Source organism: Salinisphaera aquimarina (assembly GCF_042643355.1).
GTDB classification, from domain to species: Bacteria; Pseudomonadota; Gammaproteobacteria; order Nevskiales; family Salinisphaeraceae; genus Salinisphaera; species Salinisphaera aquimarina.
The window spans coordinates 50,680-69,431 of the sequence record NZ_JBHRSS010000010.1 but is presented as its reverse complement, the minus strand read 5'-3'; the positions used below and the strand labels follow the sequence as shown (position 1 = coordinate 69,431).

Sequence of the window (18,752 nt, the reverse complement as noted above, 5' to 3'; positions counted from 1 at the left end):
CGAAAGCAAAATCTCGAGGGTAATGAATGCGTTGCTACAGTTTGATGCGTGCCGGCACGGTCGGCGCGATTGGGATGGGTCTGTTTGTGTGTCTGGCTGCGGACGCCAATACGCCTGCCACCCACGCCGCATCGCGCAGCCAGACGCAGATTCAGAGCCCGGGCAATACGGCACCCGAACACGCCGCGTTCAACGACACCGCGCCCCCCAGCGCAGGCGCCCAGGACCTGTTCTCCTCTCCCCAGATCACGCCCTGGCGTGAGATCACGGTAACCCCCGGCGATTCGCTCTCCAGAGTATTCCAGCGGGCGGGGCTCCGCGCAAAGGAATGGATCGCGCTGCTGGCGTTGGGCGACAAGGTCGCCCCCCTGAAGACACTCAAGGCAGGCGAGACCCTGGCAATACGCAAGACCCCGGACGGGCGTCTGTCCGATCTGCGCTACCGTCTCGATGCGGTCGATACGCTCGCGGTCAGCCGCGATGTCACCTCCGGCGGCAAGACCGACACGCTGCGCGCCGATATCCTGCATCAGGACAGCCAGACCCGTCGGATCACCGCGAGTGGCACGGTCGATGGCTCGCTGTCGCGCTCGCTCGCCCAGGCCGGCATCCCGGCCCGGGTCGCCACGGAACTGGCCCATATCTATCGTTACCGCGCCAATCTGTCGCGCAACATGCACCCCGGCGATCGATTCTCGGTGATCTACGACGCCGAATTCGCCGGCGATGTCCGCGTCGAGGCGGGCCCGATCATCGCCGCCAGCATCACCACCGGCGGTCGCAGTCTGAAGGCGTTTCGCGCGCTCGACGATCAGGGGCGGCCCGGTTACTACGATCTGAAAGGCGGCTCCTACGAGCCATCGTTTTCGCGTCATCCGGTGAACTATTCGCGTATCAGCTCGCCGTTCGACCCCAACCGCATGCATCCGATCCTGCATATTCGGCGCCCGCACTGGGGGGTCGACATGGCTGCACCGCGTGGCACGCCGATCCGGGCCGCGGCCAACGGCACGGTCAAGTTCGTGGGCCGCAAGCACGGTTACGGCAAGCTGGTCGAACTCCAGCATTTCGACGGCTACTCGACCCGTTACGGCCACATGTACAAGTTCGTCAAGGGCATGCACGACGGCGAACGGATCCGCAAGGGAGAGGTCATCGGCTATGTCGGCTCGACCGGCGAAGCCACCGGGCCACATCTTCATTTCGAGATACGCAAGGACGGCGTTGCCCATAATCCGCTGACCATGTCCCTGCCCGAAGGGCATCCGCTATCGGCGCGGCGCCTGGCGGTATTCACCAGCCGTATTCATCCGCTGCTGGCCCAACTCGATGCGGTACCGGGCATCCAGAACACACTGATCGCCTCGACGGCCAACTCGATCCGTTCCAGCAACTGCAATCGTGCCAGCGCCGTCAACGCCGCGCTCGCGCTCGCGCCCGCCAGCGCTCGCGACCATCACTCGCTCACCGATCTGTTCTGCGTAGTGGCCGCGGGGTAAAAGCCACCAGTAAAAAAGCCGCGCGACTCGAGTCACGCGGCTTTTTCTGCTTTGTCTGCGGCCGCAAGCGAACACGGCCGGGACTGTGATCAGTGGTGGCGGTGCTTGTTGCGATGGCCGTGCTTGCGCCATTTGCCGTGACCGCGGTCGTTGTCACGATAGTGGCGACGATCATCGTGGCGGTAGCTCCGGTCTCTGTCATGGTCGTTGTAGTTGTCGGCCAGCACAGCGCCGCCCGCACCACCCAGGCCACCGCCGATGACCGCACCGGTGCCGCCGCCGAGCACCTGACCGACGTAGGCGCCAGCCGCGCCACCCAGACCGCCACCGATCGCCGAATTCAGCGTGTCGCCGGCCATGCTCACGGAGCTGGCCGCGCTCAAGGCGATAGCGGCGGTGAAGACTGTGAGTTTCCTGTTCATCGCTTTCTCCTGACTCGTTTGTTGGTTATGCCATTGATTCGATGGCACCAATATAGGCAGATTGCGTGAACTGTCGCTTAACCCCGCATAAAAAAACCGCGCCGGTCGAAACCGGCGCGGTTGTGATCGACGCTACCCTGCCCGACTCAAGCAGATGATGACGCCCGGGTGCCTTCGTAATCGGCGTCCTCGATATCGTCGTCGTCCTCATCCCATTTGTTGTGGAAGATATCGCGCGCCTCGAATGCGTCCGCACCCACCGGCTTGGACTCGTACTTCCGGTGCAGGTCGAGCAGCATGCGCCGCCGGTCTTCCTTCAACTCCCCGACCAGCACGAAGATCATGCAGTAGAGAATCACCAGAAATGGCAACGCCGCCAGCAGCGAGCCGGTCTGCAGCCCCTTGAGCCCCCCGGCCACGATCAACGTCAGACAGATCGCCGATATCATCAGCCCCCAGGACAACCGCTTGTAGAGCGGCGGCTCCAGCGAGCCTTCGTCGGTCATCTGGGCGACGATGTACGATGCCGAGTCGGCCGAAGTCACCAGGAACACGAAGATCAGTGACATGGCCAGCAACGACAGCACGGTGCTGAACGGCATCATCTCGAAGAAGGTGAACAGCGCCGAGGTGATGTTGTTGTCGACGGCGGCGGTCAGGGTGCCGGCCGCGTCGCCGTAGAGTTCCATATGCAGGGCCGCGCCGCCGAACACGCCGATGAAGCCACAGGCCAGCAACGGCGGAACGATGAGCACGCCCATCACATATTCACGGATGGTACGGCCCTTGGAGATACGCGCCACGAACGTACCCACGAACGGCGACCAGGCGATTACCCAGGCCCAGTAGAACACGGTCCAGGACGATATCCAGTTCTCGCCTGTGTCCTTGAACGGCTCCATGCGCAGACTCATGGCGATGAAGTTCTGCAGATAGTCACCCACGCCCACCACGATGGTATTGAGGATGAATATCGTCGGGCCGGTGATCAGCACCCAGGCCATCAGGCCGAGGCAGAGCGCCATGTTGATGTTGGATAGATACTGGATGCCCTTGTCGAGCCCGGAATAACTCGAGGCCGTATAGCACACGCACATGATCGCCAGGATGATGAATTTCCAGAGCGTGGAATCCGGCACCCCGAACAACTGGTTGAGGCCGCCGTTGATCTGCAGAACGCCAAGGCCCAGCGATGTCGCCACGCCCATGACCGTCGCCACCACAGCGAAGATGTTGAGGGCATCGCTGGTGGGCTGACGCGCCGATTTCGGCAGTTTGTCGGTCATCGGCGCCAGCACCGTCGACACCAGCCCCGATTCCTTCTTGCGAAACTGAAAGTAGGCGATGATCAGGCCGACGATCGAGAACCCCGCCCACTGGCTCACGCCCCAGTGAAAGAAGCTGTATTGAATCGCATAACGTGCCGACTCGGCCGTCGAGCCCTGCAGATCGTTGTAGGGCGGTTTCAGGTAATGCAGCACTGGCTCGGCCAGCCCGTAGAAGACCAGCCCCACGCCGAAACCGGCCGCGAGCAGCATGCTGACCCACGAGAAGAAACTGTACTCGGGCTGGCTGTAGGGGTCGCCCAGCCGGATCTTGCCGTACCGGCTCATGGACAGGCCGATCAGAAAGATGACGAATCCGAACACCGAGATCAGATACAGCCATCCGAAGTAGTGCGCAACAGAATCGAGTGCATTATTGGCGAAGTTGCCGAATGCCTCGGGCATGGATGCCCCGATTACGACAATCGCGACGATGACCACCGCGGAACCAACATATACGCGTTGGCTACGTGACATTAGGTTACTCAAACGACCCCCAGGGAAATACGACAGAAGCGTTCGGCGTGGTCAGTTGCCCCGGCCGGAACGCGCTCGCTCAAGCAATGCGATGAGCGAGCGTTATTTAAATTACTAGCAGTTTGCCCGGGCTGCCGCAAACCCTGGCATAGCTGCGCCATACAGGTTGTCCAGCACGGGCGGGCATGCCGCGCTATTCTCGCGCCTGCCGGATGCCATCCGCAATACCGGCAAATACGTTGACACGAACAATACAGGCGGCCTGGCACCTGCGCACCGACGCTGCAATCCTCTGCCCCGGTTCGAGTGGCGCGACTCTTGCTTGATGGCTAGCAGTCCATTTCACATTCGACGGATTCATCAATGCTTCGACTCATGGCCGGCGCTACTGCGTTCGCTTTTGTCTGCAACCTCGGCTTTGCCGCCACGCCCGCCGACAATGGCGATTTCCATGTCCTGCAACCGCTGGCGCCGGCACCGCAGAAGATGAGCAGCGGCGCCTACGACGGCAATTTCTACGTGCCGTCGACGACCCGGACCGTGCAATGGGGCTATCTGCCCAATAATCGTGCAAAACCCGTGCTGACGGTGCCGTCGGGCAGCACGGTCACCTTCGACACGATCTCCCATGAGGGCATCCTCGAGGACCAGGGCCGCGACCCGGTCGCCTATTTCGCCAGCAAGGGCGTGGCCGAGGATAAGGTCCTCGACGACGCCATCGCCATCACGGGCTCCGACATGGCGCATGATTTCGCCGGCGATGGCCCACATATCGTCACCGGTCCGGTCGCCGTCGAAGGTGCCGAGCCGGGTGACGTACTCAAGGTCGAGGTGGTCAAACTCGAACCCCGCGTGCCCTACGGCGTCATCTCCAACCGACACGGCAAGGGCGCACTCCCGGGTGAATATCCCAGGACCGAAGCACAGCCCAATCCCGATACCGCCCATCCCGAGCGCTACGGCAATGTGTCGCTGTTCACGCCGATCGAGCAGGACGGCGATCACTGGTACGGCATGCTCGACGGCGGCAACGGTCGCCGCATCCGATTCGAACTGCACCCGTTCATGGGCATCATGGGCGTCGCCCCCGACACCGCCGAGAAAGTGAATTCGGTACCGCCGATGCGCGTGGGCGGCAATGCCGATATCAACGACGTCGGCGTGGGCAGCACGGTCTACTATCCGGTCGCGGTGCCCGGGGCGATGTTCTATACCGGCGACAGTCATTTCGCCCAGGGCGACGGTGAGGTCGCGCTGACCGCGCTGGAGGGCTCGCTGCGCGCCACGCTCAAGCTGACCCTGCTCAAGAGCGGCAAGGATGCGTTGCCCGGCGGCCGCATCGACAAACTGCTCGGGGAGACGGACGACTACTGGATCACGGTCGGACTCGATCCGGATCTGGACATGGCAATGAAGGACGCGGTACGCGAATCGATCCGCTTCCTGCACGCCGAATATGGCATCGACGAGTCCGTGGCACTGGCTTATCTGAGCGCGGCGACCGATTTCGAGGTCTCGCAGGTGGTCGACAAGACCAAGGGCATCCACGCCCTGATCCGCAAGTCCGACTTCGCCGATTTCGACGCCGTGGACCAGCCCGCCGTCCAGGCCGAATAGCCTCGAGGCCTGGACAAAAGCCGGTCGCTGCTGAGGCGGCCGGTTTTTTCTGCTGTTCAGCAACCGGCTTTACCCGGTGGCGTAGCATGACGTCATTGTCACTACTCCAACACGGATTTTTCATGGACGTCATTCGCATTCTGCTGTCGATTCTGATTCCCCCGCTGGGTGTTTTCCTCCAGGTCGGCATCGGCCTGCAGTTCTGGGTCAACATACTGCTCACCCTGCTCGGCTATATCCCGGGCGTGATCCACGCTGTCTACATCATCGTCACCCGCTGACAAGCCCATGCCGGATCGCGTTTGCAAAAGACGCCGTGAATACCCAACTAATCGGGGTAGTTCACGAGTGTCGCCGTGCGCGTACCGACGTGGCGCGAGCGACGGCATACGGCAAATGCATTCGCCAAGGCCTGGATATTGACTATGAGCACTGATCTTTCCGTACTCGATCTCGTCCCGGTGCCGAGCGGCACGCCGGCCTCACAGGCGGTACGGGCGAGTATCGACCTGGCCCGCACTGCCGAACGCTGCGGCTACAAGCGCTACTGGATATCCGAGCATCACAGCATGCCGGCCATCGCCAGTTCGGCGCCCGAAGTGCTGCTGTCGCGCATCGCGGCGCTGACCGACCACATCCGGGTCGGCTCCGGCGGCGTCATGCTGCCCAATCACGCGCCGCTGCGGGTCGCGGAGAACTTTCATACGCTGGAAGCGCTCTATCCGGGGCGTATCGATCTCGGTCTGGGGCGCGCGCCAGGGTCCGACGCACGCGCCAGCCGCGCGCTGCGGGCGGGCTCCGGCGAACAGTTCGCCGATCTGCTCAACGAAATGATCGGGCTGTCCCGCAACAGCCTGCGACCCGGGCATCCGTTTCATGGCGTTAGCGTAAGCCCGAGCGACGTGGCGTTGCCGCCGATCTGGATTCTGGGCTCGAGCGGTGCCAGCGCCCATGTCGCCGGCGCCGCCGGCATGGGCTACAGCTTCGCCAGTCATTTCAGCCCGATGCCCGCCGAACCCGCGCTGCGACGCTACCGCGGCGCGTTCCAGCCATCCGCGGCATTCGACAAGCCGCACGCCATTCTCGGCGTATCCGCCATTTGCGCGCCGACCGACGAGGAGGCCGAATACCTGGCCGCCACCGTCGACCTGATGTGGCTACGCCTGCGCAAGGGGGAATTCCTGCCCCTGCCGTCACCGGAAGAGGCGCTGGCCTACGACTACAGTGCGGTCGAACGCGACGCCATCGCGGAAAATCGTTCGCGCCATGTCATCGGCAGCCCAGATTCCGTGCGCGACCAACTCAACGCGCGAATCGCCGACGCCGAGCCCGACGAGATCATGATCGTGTCCAATCTGCACGACCCGGCCAAGCGTCTGCAGAGCTACGAACTGATCGCTCAGGCGATGGCATAGGGTGTGTTGCCGGCAGCTATAACAGTGCACACTGGTAAAAGAGCCGTTTTTTATTGGCCTCTTGATTAAAAAGCGGCCACAATAGCCCGAATATAATTTTTGACGACGGGCAGCAATATGGGTGAACCTTCCCGGAGCAACGCGGACGACCATTTTCCAGGACTGCAAGAGCAGCTGTGTTTTTCGTTGTATACCGCCACGCACCGCATCATCCGGGCTTACCGGCCGATGCTGGAGCCGCTCGGGCTGACTTATGTCCAGTATCTGGTCATGCTCGTGCTCTGGGAACAGACCCCCCGCTCGGTTGGCGAACTCGGCTCGCAGCTGCATCTGGACAGCGGCACCCTGACGCCGCTGCTCAAGCGCATGGAGAAAGCCGGCTTCGTGGTGCGCGAGCGTGACAGCGACGACGAACGTCGCGTGCTCATCTTCCTCACCGAAAAGGGGCGCGATCTGCGCGCCAAGTCCAGCGAGATCTACGATTCCATGCTCTGCCACACCGAGCTCACCCGCCCGGAAGCACTGCAGCTGCGCGAGCGGCTGATGGAGCTGGCCGACACCCTTCGGTAGACGCCGCGCGCTGCATTCGAACTGGGTGGAACTACCCATAGCCCACGCCCGTGTCTTCGCACACACTGCGTCGCCCTCGAACGCAGACCGTGCACAAGGCTTCTACCGATGTGGCAATGGATCAATCAAAACGCGCAGGCGCTGTCGTTTCTGGCGAGCGTCGCAACCCTCGGCGTGTGGCTTTTCTATGCACACCTGCTGTTCGCGAGCTTTCGTCGCCAGCGCAAGGCCCGCATCCTGATCAACCAGGGCTGGGGCCAGCAGGTCGACTCGGTGTGTCTGATCAGCAACATGAGTCAGGAACCGATCTATATCCACAGTATTCTGATGACGATCCGCACCCACAGCGACGAGTCCGAGTACACGGAGTCGATCACCGATTTCGACAGCGCCCAGCCCAGCGACAGCCATGACCGGCCGCAGAACATCACCCGGCAGGGGCCGCTCAACGCCGGCGAGCAGATCAACCTCGGGACGTTCCGAACCCTGATTCGGCAGACGGCCAAGCGTCACAAGAACTTGAACGCGGACGAGAAAAAACCGATTCGATCGTTGGAGATCAAGAACTTCAAGATCACCGTCATCGCCAGCTATGGCCCGGAAGGCGGCGTGATCGGCGCCCAGCGCAAATTCATCGTACGCGGCGAAGACAACGAACTCATGCGCCCTGTCGCCACCACCACCAAGCGCATGGCCAAGCGGAGCGCGCGGGGACGTCTCAACGAGTGGCTGGAACAGCAGCTATGAGGCGCGAGCGGTCAAACGTATTCGTTGTGGGCGGCAAATACCAAGCCGGGGTCGTAGCTAGCAGCGACCCTTCTTGGCTTGGCCCGGCGGACAGAAATTACCGTGACCGTAATCTCGACCATAATAATCCCGATCATGATCCCGATAGCGGCGATGGTCGTCATGATCGTCGTTCGTGGTGACGGCCGCGCCGCCGGCCGCGCCCACGGCGCCGCCGATGATGGCGCCGTTGCGGCCGCCGATCTCGTTGCCCACGGCAGCGCCCGCCGCGCCGCCCAAGCCGCCGCCGATGGCGGCATCCACGGTGTCATTATCCAGCGCCAGGGCCGGCGTACTGCACGCCATCGCGACGAGGGCCGCAGCAATGGTGCGATGAATAGCAGGGTTGTTCATTGTTGTTCTCCCATGTCGGTGGCGAACGCCACGCGAATCCTGACTGAATACGCCATGTATTCAACCGCGACACCGCTTAACCGATGATGAATCGCCGCGCTCGCGGACGTCGACGCCGGTTGGTACCCACAAAAAAGCCCGCACGACGTCGTACGGGCTTTCGGCCAGGGCTGCGGCGGCTCGGATCAGCCGAAGGCCTGGATCCCAGTCTGGGCACGGCCGAGAATCAGCGCATGCACATCGTGGGTACCTTCGTAGGTGTTCACCGCTTCCAGATTCATCACGTGGCGGATGACGTGGTATTCGTCGGAGATACCGTTGCCGCCGTGCATGTCGCGCGCATGACGAGCGATCTCGATCGCCTTGCCACAGTTGTTGCGCTTCATCAGCGACACCATCTCCGGCGCCCAGTTGCCTTCGTCCATGAGCCGGCCCAGGCGCAGTGAGCCCTGCAGACCCAACGTGATTTCGGTCTGCATGTCGGCGAGCTTCTTCTGGATCAGCTGGGTGGCGGCCAGCGGACGGCCGAACTGCTTGCGATCCAGCGTGTACTGGCGCGCGGCGTGCCAGCAGAACTCCGCCGCGCCCATCGCCCCCCAGGAGATGCCGTAACGAGCCTTGTTCAGACAGGAGAACGGCCCCTTGAGGCCTTCCACGTCGAGCCGGTTCTCTTCGGGGACGAAGCAGTCGTCGAGCATGATCTGGCCGGTCGCCGAAGCGCGCAGCGAGAACTTGCCTTCGAGCTTGGGCGTTTCCATGCCACCGAAATCGCGCTCGACCACGAAGCCGTTGATCTTGCCGTCGAGATTGGCCCAGACGACCGCCACATCGGCGATCGGCGAATTGGTGATCCAGTTCTTGGCGCCCGACAGCAGATAACCGCCGTCGACCTTCTTGGCCTTGGTGCTCATCGAGCCCGGATCCGAGCCGTGATCGGGCTCGGTCAGGCCGAAGCAGCCGACCCACTCGCCGGTGGCCAGCTTGGGCAGATACTTCTTGCGCACTGCTTCGCTGCCGAAGGTATAGATCGGGAACATCACCAGCGACGACTGCACGCTCATTGCCGAGCGATAGCCCGAGTCCACGTGCTCGACTTCGCGCGCCAGCAGGCCGTAGCAGACATGGTTCAGGCCGGCACCGCCGTACTCTTCCGGAATGGTGGCGCCGAGCATGCCCAGCTCGCCCATCTCGGTCATGATCTCGCGATGGAAGATTTCGTGGCGATTGGCCTCGAGCACGCGCGGCATCAGGCTGTTCTGGCAGTAGTCGTGACCCGCGTCGCGGATCATGCGTTCGTCTTCGGTGAGCTGCGCGTCCAGATTCAGCGCATCCGACCAGTTGAAATCTTTCATGAGTTCCTCTCGATAAGCATGGCCACGCCCTGCCCGATGCCGATACACAGGCTGATCAGGGCATAGCGTCCGTTGGTACGTTCCAGCTGACGCAGGCCGGTCAGCGCCAGACGCGCACCGGAGGCGCCCAGCGGATGGCCGACGGCGATCGCGCCGCCGTTCGGATTGAGACGTTCGTCGTCGCCTTTCAGGCCCAGTTCGTGACAGCAGCCCAGTACCTGCGCGGCGAACGCCTCGTTGATTTCGATGACGTCCATGTCGTCGAGCGTGAGCCCGGCGCGGTCGAGCACCTTGCGGCAGGCACCGACCGGGCCCAGACCCATCACGCGCGGCGGCACACCCATCACACCACCGGCGATGATACGCGCACGCGGCGCGATACCGGCGGCTTCGCCGGCTTTTCTCGAGCCGATGATCAGCGCACCGGCGCCGTCGTTCACGCCCGAGGCGTTGCCGGCGGTAATGATGCCGTCCTTGACGATGGCCGGCAGTTTGGCGAGCTTGTCGGCAGTGCTTTCCGGGCGCGGATGCTCGTCGGCATCGACCACGAGCGATGGCTTCTTGCGACCCTGCGGCACTTCCAGCGGCATGATCTCTTCGCCGAAGAAGCCGTCGGCACGGGCGGCCTCGTAGCGGGCCTGCGACTGCGCCGCGTAGGCGTCCGCGGCTTCGCGATCGATCCCGAATTCCTCGGCCACGTTCTGGGCCGTGTCCGGCATGGCGTCGGCCCCATATTCCGAGAGAATCTTCGGGTTCGGAAAACGCGCGCCGATGGTGGAATCGAATACCGACATGTTGCGCGAATAGGCCTTGTCGGCCTTGGCCATGACGAAGGGGGCGCGACTCATGGATTCGACGCCGCCGGCGATGATCAACTCGCCCTCGTCGGCCGACACCGCACGCGCGGCATCCAGAATCGCGGCCAGACCACTGCCACACAGCCGATTGACGGTCTGCCCCGCCACCGAAACCGGCAGCCCCGCCAGCAGCGCCGCATGACGGGCGACATTGCGCGCGTCTTCACCCGCCTGATTGGTACAACCGGCGACCACGTCCTCATATTTGGCGGTGTCGAAGCCGTTGCGTGCCACAACGGCCTTGATGACGGCGGCGAGCATGTCGTCCGGGCGCACGGGCGCGAGCGCACCCGCGTGGCGGCCGAACGCAGTACGCAGGCCGTCGTATATATAAGCGTCGAGCATGTGTTCTCCAGTACAGATCGTCGATCTGGAATCGCGTTTACGCCATAATCGCCGACCGGGAGACGGCGGGCGCGGCGCAAGCCCGTCCGGCAACCGTCGGCAATGATCGCTGATATTGCTGTTTTAATGCGGGCCACGGACGTTGCAAAAACGTTTTGTGCCGCACAGCGAAACTGTGTTTTAAAACTTGACGCGCAAAGAATAGGCGGTGACAGTGCTCAACGCAACCGGCGTCCCGAGCGTCATTTCCATGCCCCGCCAACGTCTTGTGGATAAAAACAAAAAGGAACGCCGCGTGCCATCGGGATCCTGCCAGCGTCGATCCACTCGCCCGCCACGGGCCCTGTCTTGCCGTTTGCAACGGCCGCGAACCGCGCGCAATCGACGCAACACGCGCCCGGCGCCATGACACAGCCTATCGCCCACAGTTCGATCGCTGCGACATCGCCGGCACGCCGTCTGTGCACCCGGGCCATCGATTACAGTCTGCCGCTGTGCATGATCGCCACGCTGGCGCATATCATCGGCCATATCGACGCGGCCATATGGCCCGCACGGCTGGCACTGGTGGCCTATCTGATCAGCCAGTGGCGCCTGCAGACCCCCCTCGCGCGATCGCTTTTACTCGTCGGCCTGATCCTGGCCGCGGCCATTGCGCTGCTACACGACGATGCCGGTGAACTGCTCGGTCATGCCCTGGATCGGTTCTGTTTCTTTGCCACCTTCGTGTCGGCGCTGGGCATGCTGCGGGTCGCGGCCCTGCACTCGCGCCTGATCCGCCAGGCCGGACAGGCACTGATCAAGCAGCGCCCGTCGCAGCGCTATCCGATATTGGCCGCGGGCACCGGGATGCTCGGTGTGATCATCAATATCGGCGTATTGAGCCTGTTCGGGGCCCTGATCAAGCGCAGCAACACGCTGCGCGCGGCGGGTGGCCACGCCTATATCCGCGATACGCGCGAGCGCCGGATGATGCTGGCGATGCTACGCGGTTTCGCCCTGGTGCCGCTGGCCTCGCCGCTGTCGATCACGGTGGCCGTGATTCTGTCCAACATGACCTATCTGACCTGGCTCGATCTCGCTCCGGCGGCACTTCCGACCGCGGCGATCGTGTTCTGCCTCGGCTGGCTTTTCGACTGGCTGCAACGCCCTGCGCCCAGCGGCCTGAGCATGCCGGAAACCGAACCGGCCTCGCTGGCCTCCTTCGGCCATTTCATACTCCTGGCCGGGGCGATCACGCTGTCGGTGTTCGCGGTGTCGGCCCTACTCGATCTGACGTTGCCGGTGGCGGTGCTCCTCGCCTGTCCGTTGAGTTCGTTCACATGGCTGGCGCTACAGCGGCGGCGCCTCGGCGGCGGCACCGGCGCGCGCCGCGCGGCCACCCTGTTCATCCGTCATTCGCGGCTGATATTCGGCGCCAACCGGGTCGAGATCGCGGTTCTCGGCGGGTCCGGCTTTCTGGGCGCGCTGATCACCCCGCTCATCGATGCCGACCGGCTGAGCGCCATCCTGCTGCACTCGGGTCTGCATGGCCCCGCCGCGGCTGTGGCCGCCATGCTGGTCGTGGTGGTGCTGGCCCAGGCGGGGCTGAATCCCATCGTGTCGGCCACCCTGCTGCTCGGCGTATTGCCCGACCCCACGAGCATCGGCCTGCATCCGGTGGTGCTCGCGGTCGCCTTGATGAGCGCCTGGGCGCTGGCGATGCTGTCGTCGCCGTTCACCGCGGTCATGCTCATCCTGTCGGCGCTGACCGGGCGTTCCGTCTACACCATCACCTGGCGCTGGAACGGGCTGTTCTTCCTGCTCTGCGTGGCCACGCTATGCGTCTGGGTATTCGTCCTGAGCGGTCTGCTCAGCGGTCAGTGGCGCGTCTGGTAGCCGTGGCGCGCATGCATTCAGTGCATGACAATCAAATTGACGATAGACCGTATACGGTCTAGCTTGAAGCGTTGAACAAAACCCGATTTCAATCGACCGGAGGAGCCAATGTCTGTCACCGCAACTGCCCGTAAATCCGAAATGAGCGACGCCGAATGGGAGGTCCGCAAGGATCTCGCCGCCGCCTATCGGCTGGTCCATCTCTATGGCTGGGACGATCTTGTCTTCACCCATCTGTCGGCCCGCGTGCCGGGACCGGAACATCATTTTCTGATCAACCCCTACGGCCTGCTGTTCGACGAGATCACCGCCTCGTCGCTGGTCAAGGTCGATGAAGACGGCCAGATCGTCGATGCCGGTGCGACCAACCGGGTCAATCCGGCCGGCTTCACCATTCACAGCGCGGTGCACATGGCCCGCGAGGAAGCCGGTGCGGTACTGCATCTGCATGCGGCCGACGGCGTCGCCGTGAGTGCCCACGCGGACGGCCTGCTACCGCTGAGCCAGACCGCGATGCTCGCGATCCCGCATATCACCTTCCATGACTACGAAGGCGTGGCGCTGGATCTGGACGAGCGCGAACGGCTGGTCAAGGATCTGGCCGACAAGAACATCATGATGCTGCGCAACCACGGCACGCTCACCGTGGGCAAGGACGTGGGCGAAGCCTTCACCTATATGTACTTCCTGATGAAGGCCTGCCAGATCCAGGTACGCACGATGGGCATGGGCAAGCCCCACCTGCCCTCGCAGGACGCGCTCGACACCACCGCCGAACAGTCCAAGATGCTCGGGGCGGGCAGCAAGCTGGCCTGGCCGGCGCTGATCCGCAAGCTCGAACGCATGGGCAGCGATTACGCGACCTGAGTCTGCGTCGGTCGTGAAAAAGCCCCGGCACGCGTCAGCGTACCGGGGCTTTTTTGGTTCGGCTCGAGAAGCGCCGGTGCGCGCCACGCCGTATGCGAGCCTAAAGCACCTGCGACAGAAACCTGCGGGTACGTTCGTCCTCGGGCGCGGAAAAGAACGTCTCCGGCGGGCCGTGCTCGACGATCAGCCCGGCATCGGTGAAATAGATATGGTCGGCGACCTCGCGGGCGAAGCCCATTTCGTGGGTCACCAGGATGCAGGTCATGCCGTCATGGGCCAGATCCCGGATGGTGGACAGCACTTCCTGGACGGTTTCGGGATCCAGCGCCGCGGTGACTTCGTCGAAGAGCATGACATCCGGGCGCATCGCCAGCGATCGGGCGATGGCGACACGTTGCTGCTGACCGCCCGACAGCTCACCGGGATAGACATCCTCCTTGCCGGTCAGCCCGACCTTGTCGATCAGCCTGCGGGCGCGTTCCTCGACCTCGGCGGCGTCCTCTTTCAGCACCTGCCTGGGCGCCATCATGATGTTCTGCAACGCGGTCTTGTGCGGAAACAGGTTGTACTGCTGAAAGACCATGCCCACCCGGCGCCGCAGCGCGAGCTTGTCGACATTGGGGTCGCTGACTTCGATGCCGCCGAGCCGGATCGTGCCCGAGGTGACCGGAATCAGGGCGTTGATGCACCGGATCAGCGTCGACTTGCCGGAACCGGACGGCCCGATGATGCAGGCCACCTCGCCCTTGTGAATCGAAAAGCTGATGCCCTTGAGCACTTCCAGCGCATCGAAATACTTGTGTACCTCGATCAATTCGACGATCGGCGCCGCGGCCCTCGTCTTGTCGCGTGACTCGTTTGGGTCAGACATGCAGTCGACTCTCCAGATAGACGGTCAATCGGCCGATCGGATAGCAGTAGAGGAAAAAACAGATCAGCGCGAACCCGTACAGGGGCGCGAACAGATCGGGACGCCCGCCCTCGGCGGCGTGCACGTCGGCGGTCAGGGTCAGCATTTCGGGCACGCCGACGATCGATGCAATCACCGTCGCCATGGTGATCAGCGAATACATGTTCATCCACGGCGGCAGCATCCGCCGCAGACACTGGGGCAGGATGATCATCCACAGCGTCTGGCGACGATTGAAGGCCAGCGATTCGGCCGCCTCCCACTGGGTGGCCGGCAGCGACTGAACCGCACCGCGCACGATCTCGGCGACGTTGGCCATCACCGGCAGCGAAAAACCGACCACCGCCTTGATCCAGGCCGGCAGCGGAACAAGCACCCCGGCCACCTCGATCTGATACGGCACCAGAAACATCACGAAGAACAGCAGAACCAGCCAGGGCGAGTTGCGAAAGAACTGCATCACGCACCAGGCCGGTCGCCGGATCAGGGCACTGTCGCTGAGCAGGAACAGGCCGAGGATGGCGCCGAGCACGGTGCCCAGGGTCATCGCCAGCAGCGAGATCAGGATATTGAAGGCAAAGCCCTTGAGCAGCAGCGGACTCCATTTGATCACGACCGCCAGCGCACTGGCGCGTGACGGTGCACCGCTCTGTGCATAGGCGAGACTCGCCACCCCGACCGCCAGCACCACGACCGCGCAGGCGGCGAGAATAGCGCCCGGCGTGACGCGGATCCGCGGCTTCACGGCCGAAGGCTTCGGCTCGAGCAACACCGCCAGCCGGCCGTCGGGGCTGTCTTTTTCCCTGCTCATTTGCCGTAACCGGGGATCTTTATCGCCCGCTGCCATAGATGCATGATCCAGACGAGAATGCCGACCAGCGACACATACATGAACAGCAACAGACACATCATCTCCGGCACGTTCTGGGACATGGTCCAGATCTGCTTCACCGAGTAGAGCATTTCCGGCACCGCGATCGCGTAGGCGAGCGTGGTGGTCTTGAGCAGGTTGACCAGATTGTTGGTCAGCGACGGCAGGCATATCCGCAGCGCCAGCGGCAGGACCACATACAGATAGCTTTTCGTGCGGGTATAGCCCAGCGCCTCCGCCGCCTCGAGCGTGGTTCGGGGCACGGCTTCGATGCCGGCCCGGAATATCTCCACGTTGAAGGCACCGGCGAACAGCGACAGGGAAATGACCGCCCACTGGAAATTGGAAAGCAGCGGCTGCTGCAGGCCGATGTCATTGTAGGACGTCGGCAGCAGGCTGCCGATACCGAAGTAGAAGAAGAAGATCTGTACCAGCGGCGGCGTGTTGCGAAAGATCGACACGAACGTGTTCGCAATACTCCTGGCGATCCGCGATGGCGAGGACTGCAGCCAGGCCCCGACCGCGCCGATGACGATACTCAGCAGTATCGTCACCACCGCCAGATAGACCGTAATCAGCAGGCCATGGAAGAAATTGCCACGGTCATAGGCATCGTAGAAGACCGTGAAATCAAGGCCGGTGGCCGCTTTGAGCTCCAGAAACCAGTGCGCGATCATATCCATGGGCGCTCCGTCAGCACGCCCGTGGACGATCGAAAGCGCGCGACCAGTGCATCGTCACCCGTCCTGCCCTAAGTCGATGCCTTACTTGGCGTACTTTTCGTGCATCTTCTGGGAGTATTCCGTCGGCTGGATACCGTATTTCTTTTCCAGATCGATGATGGTGCCGTCGGCCATCCATTTCTTGGTCGCCTCCTGCATCACTTTCTGGAGGCTGTCGTTGCCTTTGGCGACCGCCATCATCCACGGCGTCTCGAGAATGCCCTTGAACGGCATGGAATAGCCCTTCTTCCACTCGCTGTCCAGCAGACGACCCTGAATGAAGGTCTGGTCGTAGACATAGCCCACGCATTTGCCCTGCTTGAGCGCCAGCAGCGGCCGGTCCGAGCCGTCGAAGGCAACGATCTGGGCGCCATATTTCTGTGCGACTTCGCGGTTGTAGAAGGCGCCGGAGGTGGCACAGACGGGCTTGCCCTTGAGATCGTCCCAGCTCTTGAGCTTGGCGCGGTCGTTGGCCAGTACGTTGACCGAATCCGAGTAATACAGCGGCTCGATCGCCTGCACGCTTTCGCGGCGGGCCGGCTTGTCCGACATGGTCGCCATCAGCGCGTCGACGCGGCCCTGCTGGAGAAATTCGATCCGGTTGGCGGAAACGACCGACACCAGCTCCAGGTCGACGCCGAGCTGCTTGGCCAGATCGGCCGCCAGATCCGGCTCGATGCCCACGATCTTGCCGGTCGGATCGCGATAGCCGAACGGCTTGTAGTCGGTCTTGACGCCGATGACGATCTTGCCGCGATCCTTGATCTGCTCGACAGACGCCGCCGTCGCAAGACTCGAACTCACGGCCAGAACGATGGCCAGCAACGAGAGCAAAAGACGCTTGTTCATGGAGAACTCCTTGGTGTCCTGTTGGAATACATTGCGCCTTCCAGCGCCCGGATTACACAGCCTGTAGTTCGTTGACCTTTGTCTTGTCGACCATAACCCATGCGCATCGACCTCAGGCAAACCGGCCGAGGGCGAACGGGGCCAGATCGATATCGCTGGTACCCCGTTTCATCGTATCGGCGATCACTTCGCCGATGCCCGCCGAATGCTTGAAGCCATGCCCCGAACACGCCGACACGACCAGCACGTCGCTGAAGTCGCGATGGCGATCGATGATGAAGCCGAGATCGGGCGATACCGTGTATACGCAGGCCGCGGTCTTGACCACCCGCGGCGACACACCCGCGATGCGGCCTTCGATATGGGCGGCATACATGGCCGCCGATTCCGCCGCCGACACCTGCCGGTCGACCGTATCGGCGGTCGTGGCGGTGTGGTACTGCTCGGTCGCGGCCTTGAGCGAATTCTCGCCGGCCAGCGGCGGAAAGGAATAGAAGTAGTCGGTGTCGCCCGGCCCGTGCATCCAGATGGCGACCGGAGCGTCGGCGCCGATCCGGTCGGGATCGTCCAGTTCGAACCAGTGCAGCACCTGCCGATTGACGGTCAGCAGCTGGTCGAAAGGGGCGCCCAGTAATGGTGCAGTCCAGGGGCCGGCCGTGACCACGGCGCGCTCGGCGGTCACCGGGCCGGACGCCGTCTCGATGCGGACCCCGCCGGCGTCCTGGCGCAGGGACACGACTTCGGTATCGGTCAACGTGGTCGCACCGAGTTCGCGCGCACGCCGAAGTTGGGCGCCAATACAGCGTTCGGGACAGACATAGCCGCCGCCGGGCTCGAAATAACCGAGTTCGTCCCCGTTGAGCTTTCCGTAATGCGGAAAGCGTGCCTGGATTTCGGCGGCATTCAGCAGTTCATGCTCGATGCCGTACATCTCGGCCGTCTTGATCGTGCGGCCCAGAAAATTTGGCTTGCCGTGGTGGGAATTGGGCTTGTCGGCCGGCGCCATGATCAACGTGCCGCACTCGGTGAGCAGTGTTTCGCCGGTTTGTCGCTCCAGTTCGCGCCAGATCTCGTGCGAACGCATGACCAGCGGCACATAGGCCGCGCCCTCGCCGATCGCCCGGCGGGTGATGCGTGTATCGCCGTGGCTGGAGCCTTGTGCATGCGGCGGGTCGAAGCGGTCGATGCCGACCGCCGCTATTCCCTGCCGGGCCAGCTGATAGAGCGCCGCGCTGCCCATCGCCCCGAGGCCGACGACCGCCACTTCAAAATCCGACATGTAGATCCCGAGTCGAGGACGGTATAGGCGTAGCAGTCATGTGGCAGACATTCGATGTGGACACTGTTTCTCGAGACTGCGACGTATGCATTTATCGCGCCACCCGTGCGCCACGCCCACCACTCGCCGGCATTGTTCGGCCTACGACCGGCGTGGCGCCCACTGCCCCGGCATCGATCCGTACCCACCACAAGACTCTCGGCCGTCCGCTTCGAAGTCGGCGACACGCGATCCGCGGCCTGCGCAGCACGCCACTCAAGGTAAGAAAACAGAACGAACAAGGCCTCTGCGGCCGAGCGAAAAAACGGCGACGATCGGCCACGGGCGCCCCCCTCGCGTGGGCGAGCGCCAGAAATA

18 protein-coding genes are annotated in these 18,752 nt (G+C 63.1%); 8 read left to right on the top strand and 10 right to left on the bottom strand.

Annotation, left to right across the window (positions count from 1 at the left end; all coding sequences use genetic code 11):
- Window positions 1-26 precede the first annotated feature (26 nt).
- Window positions 27-1,499 carry a M23 family metallopeptidase gene (locus tag ACFOSU_RS19680; RefSeq protein ID WP_380691686.1) on the top strand — a complete coding sequence of 491 codons (1,473 nt, stop codon included), beginning with the start codon at window positions 27-29 and terminating at the stop codon, window positions 1,497-1,499.
- Window positions 1,500-1,588: 89 nt separating this feature from the next.
- Here ACFOSU_RS19680 and ACFOSU_RS19675 read toward each other — a convergent pair whose 3' ends face one another.
- Both ACFOSU_RS19675 and ACFOSU_RS19670 read right to left on the bottom strand, forming a co-directional pair.
- Window positions 1,589-1,921, bottom strand: a complete 333-nt coding sequence (locus ACFOSU_RS19675; RefSeq protein WP_380691685.1) for a glycine zipper domain-containing protein — start codon at window positions 1,919-1,921, stop codon at window positions 1,589-1,591.
- 146 nt (window positions 1,922-2,067) lie between these two features.
- A complete protein-coding gene (locus ACFOSU_RS19670; RefSeq protein WP_380691683.1) occupies window positions 2,068-3,723 on the bottom strand; it encodes a BCCT family transporter in 1,656 nt (551 codons plus the stop codon).
- A gap of 363 nt (window positions 3,724-4,086) precedes the next feature.
- Here ACFOSU_RS19670 and ACFOSU_RS19665 point away from each other — a divergent pair, with 363 nt between their 5' ends.
- From ACFOSU_RS19665 to ACFOSU_RS19645, 5 genes are all read left to right on the top strand, one after another.
- A complete protein-coding gene (locus ACFOSU_RS19665) occupies window positions 4,087-5,340 on the top strand; it encodes an acetamidase/formamidase family protein (RefSeq protein WP_380691681.1) in 1,254 nt (417 codons plus the stop codon).
- A 122-nt stretch (window positions 5,341-5,462) separates the two neighbouring features.
- A complete protein-coding gene (locus ACFOSU_RS19660; protein ID WP_380691679.1) occupies window positions 5,463-5,621 on the top strand; it encodes a YqaE/Pmp3 family membrane protein in 159 nt (52 codons plus the stop codon).
- A gap of 144 nt (window positions 5,622-5,765) precedes the next feature.
- Complete coding sequence (locus tag ACFOSU_RS19655; RefSeq protein WP_380691677.1) at window positions 5,766-6,755, top strand: LLM class flavin-dependent oxidoreductase; 990 nt, start codon at window positions 5,766-5,768, stop codon at window positions 6,753-6,755.
- Between the two features lie 117 nt (window positions 6,756-6,872).
- Window positions 6,873-7,325 carry a MarR family winged helix-turn-helix transcriptional regulator gene (locus tag ACFOSU_RS19650; RefSeq protein ID WP_380691676.1) on the top strand — a complete coding sequence of 151 codons (453 nt, stop codon included), beginning with the start codon at window positions 6,873-6,875 and terminating at the stop codon, window positions 7,323-7,325.
- 108 nt (window positions 7,326-7,433) lie between these two features.
- Window positions 7,434-8,072 (top strand): hypothetical protein, encoded by a 639-nt coding sequence (locus ACFOSU_RS19645; RefSeq protein WP_380691674.1) that lies wholly within the window; start codon window positions 7,434-7,436, stop codon window positions 8,070-8,072.
- Between the two features lie 57 nt (window positions 8,073-8,129).
- On the opposite strand, the gene ACFOSU_RS19640 is transcribed toward ACFOSU_RS19645, so the two are convergent.
- From ACFOSU_RS19640 to ACFOSU_RS19630, 3 genes are all read right to left on the bottom strand, one after another.
- Window positions 8,130-8,465: a glycine zipper domain-containing protein gene (locus ACFOSU_RS19640; protein ID WP_380691673.1), complete on the bottom strand. Its 336-nt coding sequence runs from the start codon at window positions 8,463-8,465 to the stop codon at window positions 8,130-8,132.
- 185 nt (window positions 8,466-8,650) lie between these two features.
- Window positions 8,651-9,817 (bottom strand): acyl-CoA dehydrogenase, encoded by a 1,167-nt coding sequence (locus ACFOSU_RS19635; RefSeq protein ID WP_380691672.1) that lies wholly within the window; start codon window positions 9,815-9,817, stop codon window positions 8,651-8,653.
- Entirely contained in the window at window positions 9,814-11,019 is a 1,206-nt protein-coding gene (locus ACFOSU_RS19630) for a 3-oxoadipyl-CoA thiolase (RefSeq protein WP_380691671.1), read from the bottom strand. Before ACFOSU_RS19630 ends, ACFOSU_RS19635 begins: the two co-directional genes overlap by 4 nt.
- Before the next feature lie 405 nt (window positions 11,020-11,424).
- On the opposite strand from ACFOSU_RS19630, the gene ACFOSU_RS19625 reads away from it, so the two are divergent.
- Entirely contained in the window at window positions 11,425-12,897 is a 1,473-nt protein-coding gene (locus ACFOSU_RS19625; protein WP_380691670.1) for a hypothetical protein, read from the top strand.
- 108 nt (window positions 12,898-13,005) lie between these two features.
- Window positions 13,006-13,764 (top strand): class II aldolase/adducin family protein, encoded by a 759-nt coding sequence (locus ACFOSU_RS19620; RefSeq protein WP_380691669.1) that lies wholly within the window; start codon window positions 13,006-13,008, stop codon window positions 13,762-13,764.
- Window positions 13,765-13,864: 100 nt separating this feature from the next.
- Here the strand turns inward: ACFOSU_RS19620 and ACFOSU_RS19615 are convergent, their stop codons facing one another.
- From ACFOSU_RS19615 to solA, 5 genes are all read right to left on the bottom strand, one after another.
- On the bottom strand, window positions 13,865-14,635 hold the full coding sequence (locus ACFOSU_RS19615) for an amino acid ABC transporter ATP-binding protein (RefSeq protein WP_380691668.1): 771 nt from the start codon (window positions 14,633-14,635) through the stop codon (window positions 13,865-13,867).
- Window positions 14,628-15,485, bottom strand: a complete 858-nt coding sequence (locus tag ACFOSU_RS19610; RefSeq protein WP_380691667.1) for an amino acid ABC transporter permease — start codon at window positions 15,483-15,485, stop codon at window positions 14,628-14,630. The genes ACFOSU_RS19615 and ACFOSU_RS19610 overlap by 8 nt, the downstream gene beginning before the upstream one ends.
- Window positions 15,482-16,228 carry an amino acid ABC transporter permease gene (locus ACFOSU_RS19605; protein WP_380691666.1) on the bottom strand — a complete coding sequence of 249 codons (747 nt, stop codon included), beginning with the start codon at window positions 16,226-16,228 and terminating at the stop codon, window positions 15,482-15,484. The genes ACFOSU_RS19610 and ACFOSU_RS19605 overlap by 4 nt, the downstream gene beginning before the upstream one ends.
- 81 nt (window positions 16,229-16,309) lie before the next feature.
- The gene (locus ACFOSU_RS19600) at window positions 16,310-17,116 is read right to left on the bottom strand and encodes a transporter substrate-binding domain-containing protein (RefSeq protein WP_380691665.1); all 807 of its coding nucleotides are present in this window, start codon (window positions 17,114-17,116) and stop codon (window positions 16,310-16,312) included.
- A 112-nt stretch (window positions 17,117-17,228) separates the two neighbouring features.
- On the bottom strand, window positions 17,229-18,395 hold the full coding sequence (gene solA / locus ACFOSU_RS19595; protein ID WP_380691664.1) for an N-methyl-L-tryptophan oxidase: 1,167 nt from the start codon (window positions 18,393-18,395) through the stop codon (window positions 17,229-17,231).
- Window positions 18,396-18,752: the final 357 nt, after the last annotated feature.

What these genes read in the sequence shown, in the direction of transcription:
- ACFOSU_RS19605 (WP_380691666.1), bottom strand. Translation starts at nt 16,228, where the DNA reads ATGGATATGATCGCGCACTGGTTTCTGGAGCTCAAAGCGGCCACCGGC.
- ACFOSU_RS19625 (WP_380691670.1), top strand. Translation starts at nt 11,425, where the DNA reads ATGACACAGCCTATCGCCCACAGTTCGATCGCTGCGACATCGCCGGCA.
- ACFOSU_RS19650 (WP_380691676.1), top strand. Translation starts at nt 6,873, where the DNA reads ATGGGTGAACCTTCCCGGAGCAACGCGGACGACCATTTTCCAGGACTG.
- ACFOSU_RS19675 (WP_380691685.1), bottom strand. Translation starts at nt 1,921, where the DNA reads ATGAACAGGAAACTCACAGTCTTCACCGCCGCTATCGCCTTGAGCGCG.
- ACFOSU_RS19660 (WP_380691679.1), top strand. Translation starts at nt 5,463, where the DNA reads ATGGACGTCATTCGCATTCTGCTGTCGATTCTGATTCCCCCGCTGGGT.
- ACFOSU_RS19630 (WP_380691671.1), bottom strand. Translation starts at nt 11,019, where the DNA reads ATGCTCGACGCTTATATATACGACGGCCTGCGTACTGCGTTCGGCCGC.
- ACFOSU_RS19640 (WP_380691673.1), bottom strand. Translation starts at nt 8,465, where the DNA reads ATGAACAACCCTGCTATTCATCGCACCATTGCTGCGGCCCTCGTCGCG.
- ACFOSU_RS19665 (WP_380691681.1), top strand. Translation starts at nt 4,087, where the DNA reads ATGCTTCGACTCATGGCCGGCGCTACTGCGTTCGCTTTTGTCTGCAAC.
- ACFOSU_RS19615 (WP_380691668.1), bottom strand. Translation starts at nt 14,635, where the DNA reads ATGTCTGACCCAAACGAGTCACGCGACAAGACGAGGGCCGCGGCGCCG.
- ACFOSU_RS19670 (WP_380691683.1), bottom strand. Translation starts at nt 3,723, where the DNA reads ATGTCACGTAGCCAACGCGTATATGTTGGTTCCGCGGTGGTCATCGTC.
- ACFOSU_RS19610 (WP_380691667.1), bottom strand. Translation starts at nt 15,485, where the DNA reads ATGAGCAGGGAAAAAGACAGCCCCGACGGCCGGCTGGCGGTGTTGCTC.
- ACFOSU_RS19600 (WP_380691665.1), bottom strand. Translation starts at nt 17,116, where the DNA reads ATGAACAAGCGTCTTTTGCTCTCGTTGCTGGCCATCGTTCTGGCCGTG.
- ACFOSU_RS19635 (WP_380691672.1), bottom strand. Translation starts at nt 9,817, where the DNA reads ATGAAAGATTTCAACTGGTCGGATGCGCTGAATCTGGACGCGCAGCTC.
- solA (WP_380691664.1), bottom strand. Translation starts at nt 18,395, where the DNA reads ATGTCGGATTTTGAAGTGGCGGTCGTCGGCCTCGGGGCGATGGGCAGC.
- ACFOSU_RS19620 (WP_380691669.1), top strand. Translation starts at nt 13,006, where the DNA reads ATGTCTGTCACCGCAACTGCCCGTAAATCCGAAATGAGCGACGCCGAA.
- ACFOSU_RS19655 (WP_380691677.1), top strand. Translation starts at nt 5,766, where the DNA reads ATGAGCACTGATCTTTCCGTACTCGATCTCGTCCCGGTGCCGAGCGGC.
- ACFOSU_RS19645 (WP_380691674.1), top strand. Translation starts at nt 7,434, where the DNA reads ATGTGGCAATGGATCAATCAAAACGCGCAGGCGCTGTCGTTTCTGGCG.
- ACFOSU_RS19680 (WP_380691686.1), top strand. Translation starts at nt 27, where the DNA reads ATGCGTTGCTACAGTTTGATGCGTGCCGGCACGGTCGGCGCGATTGGG.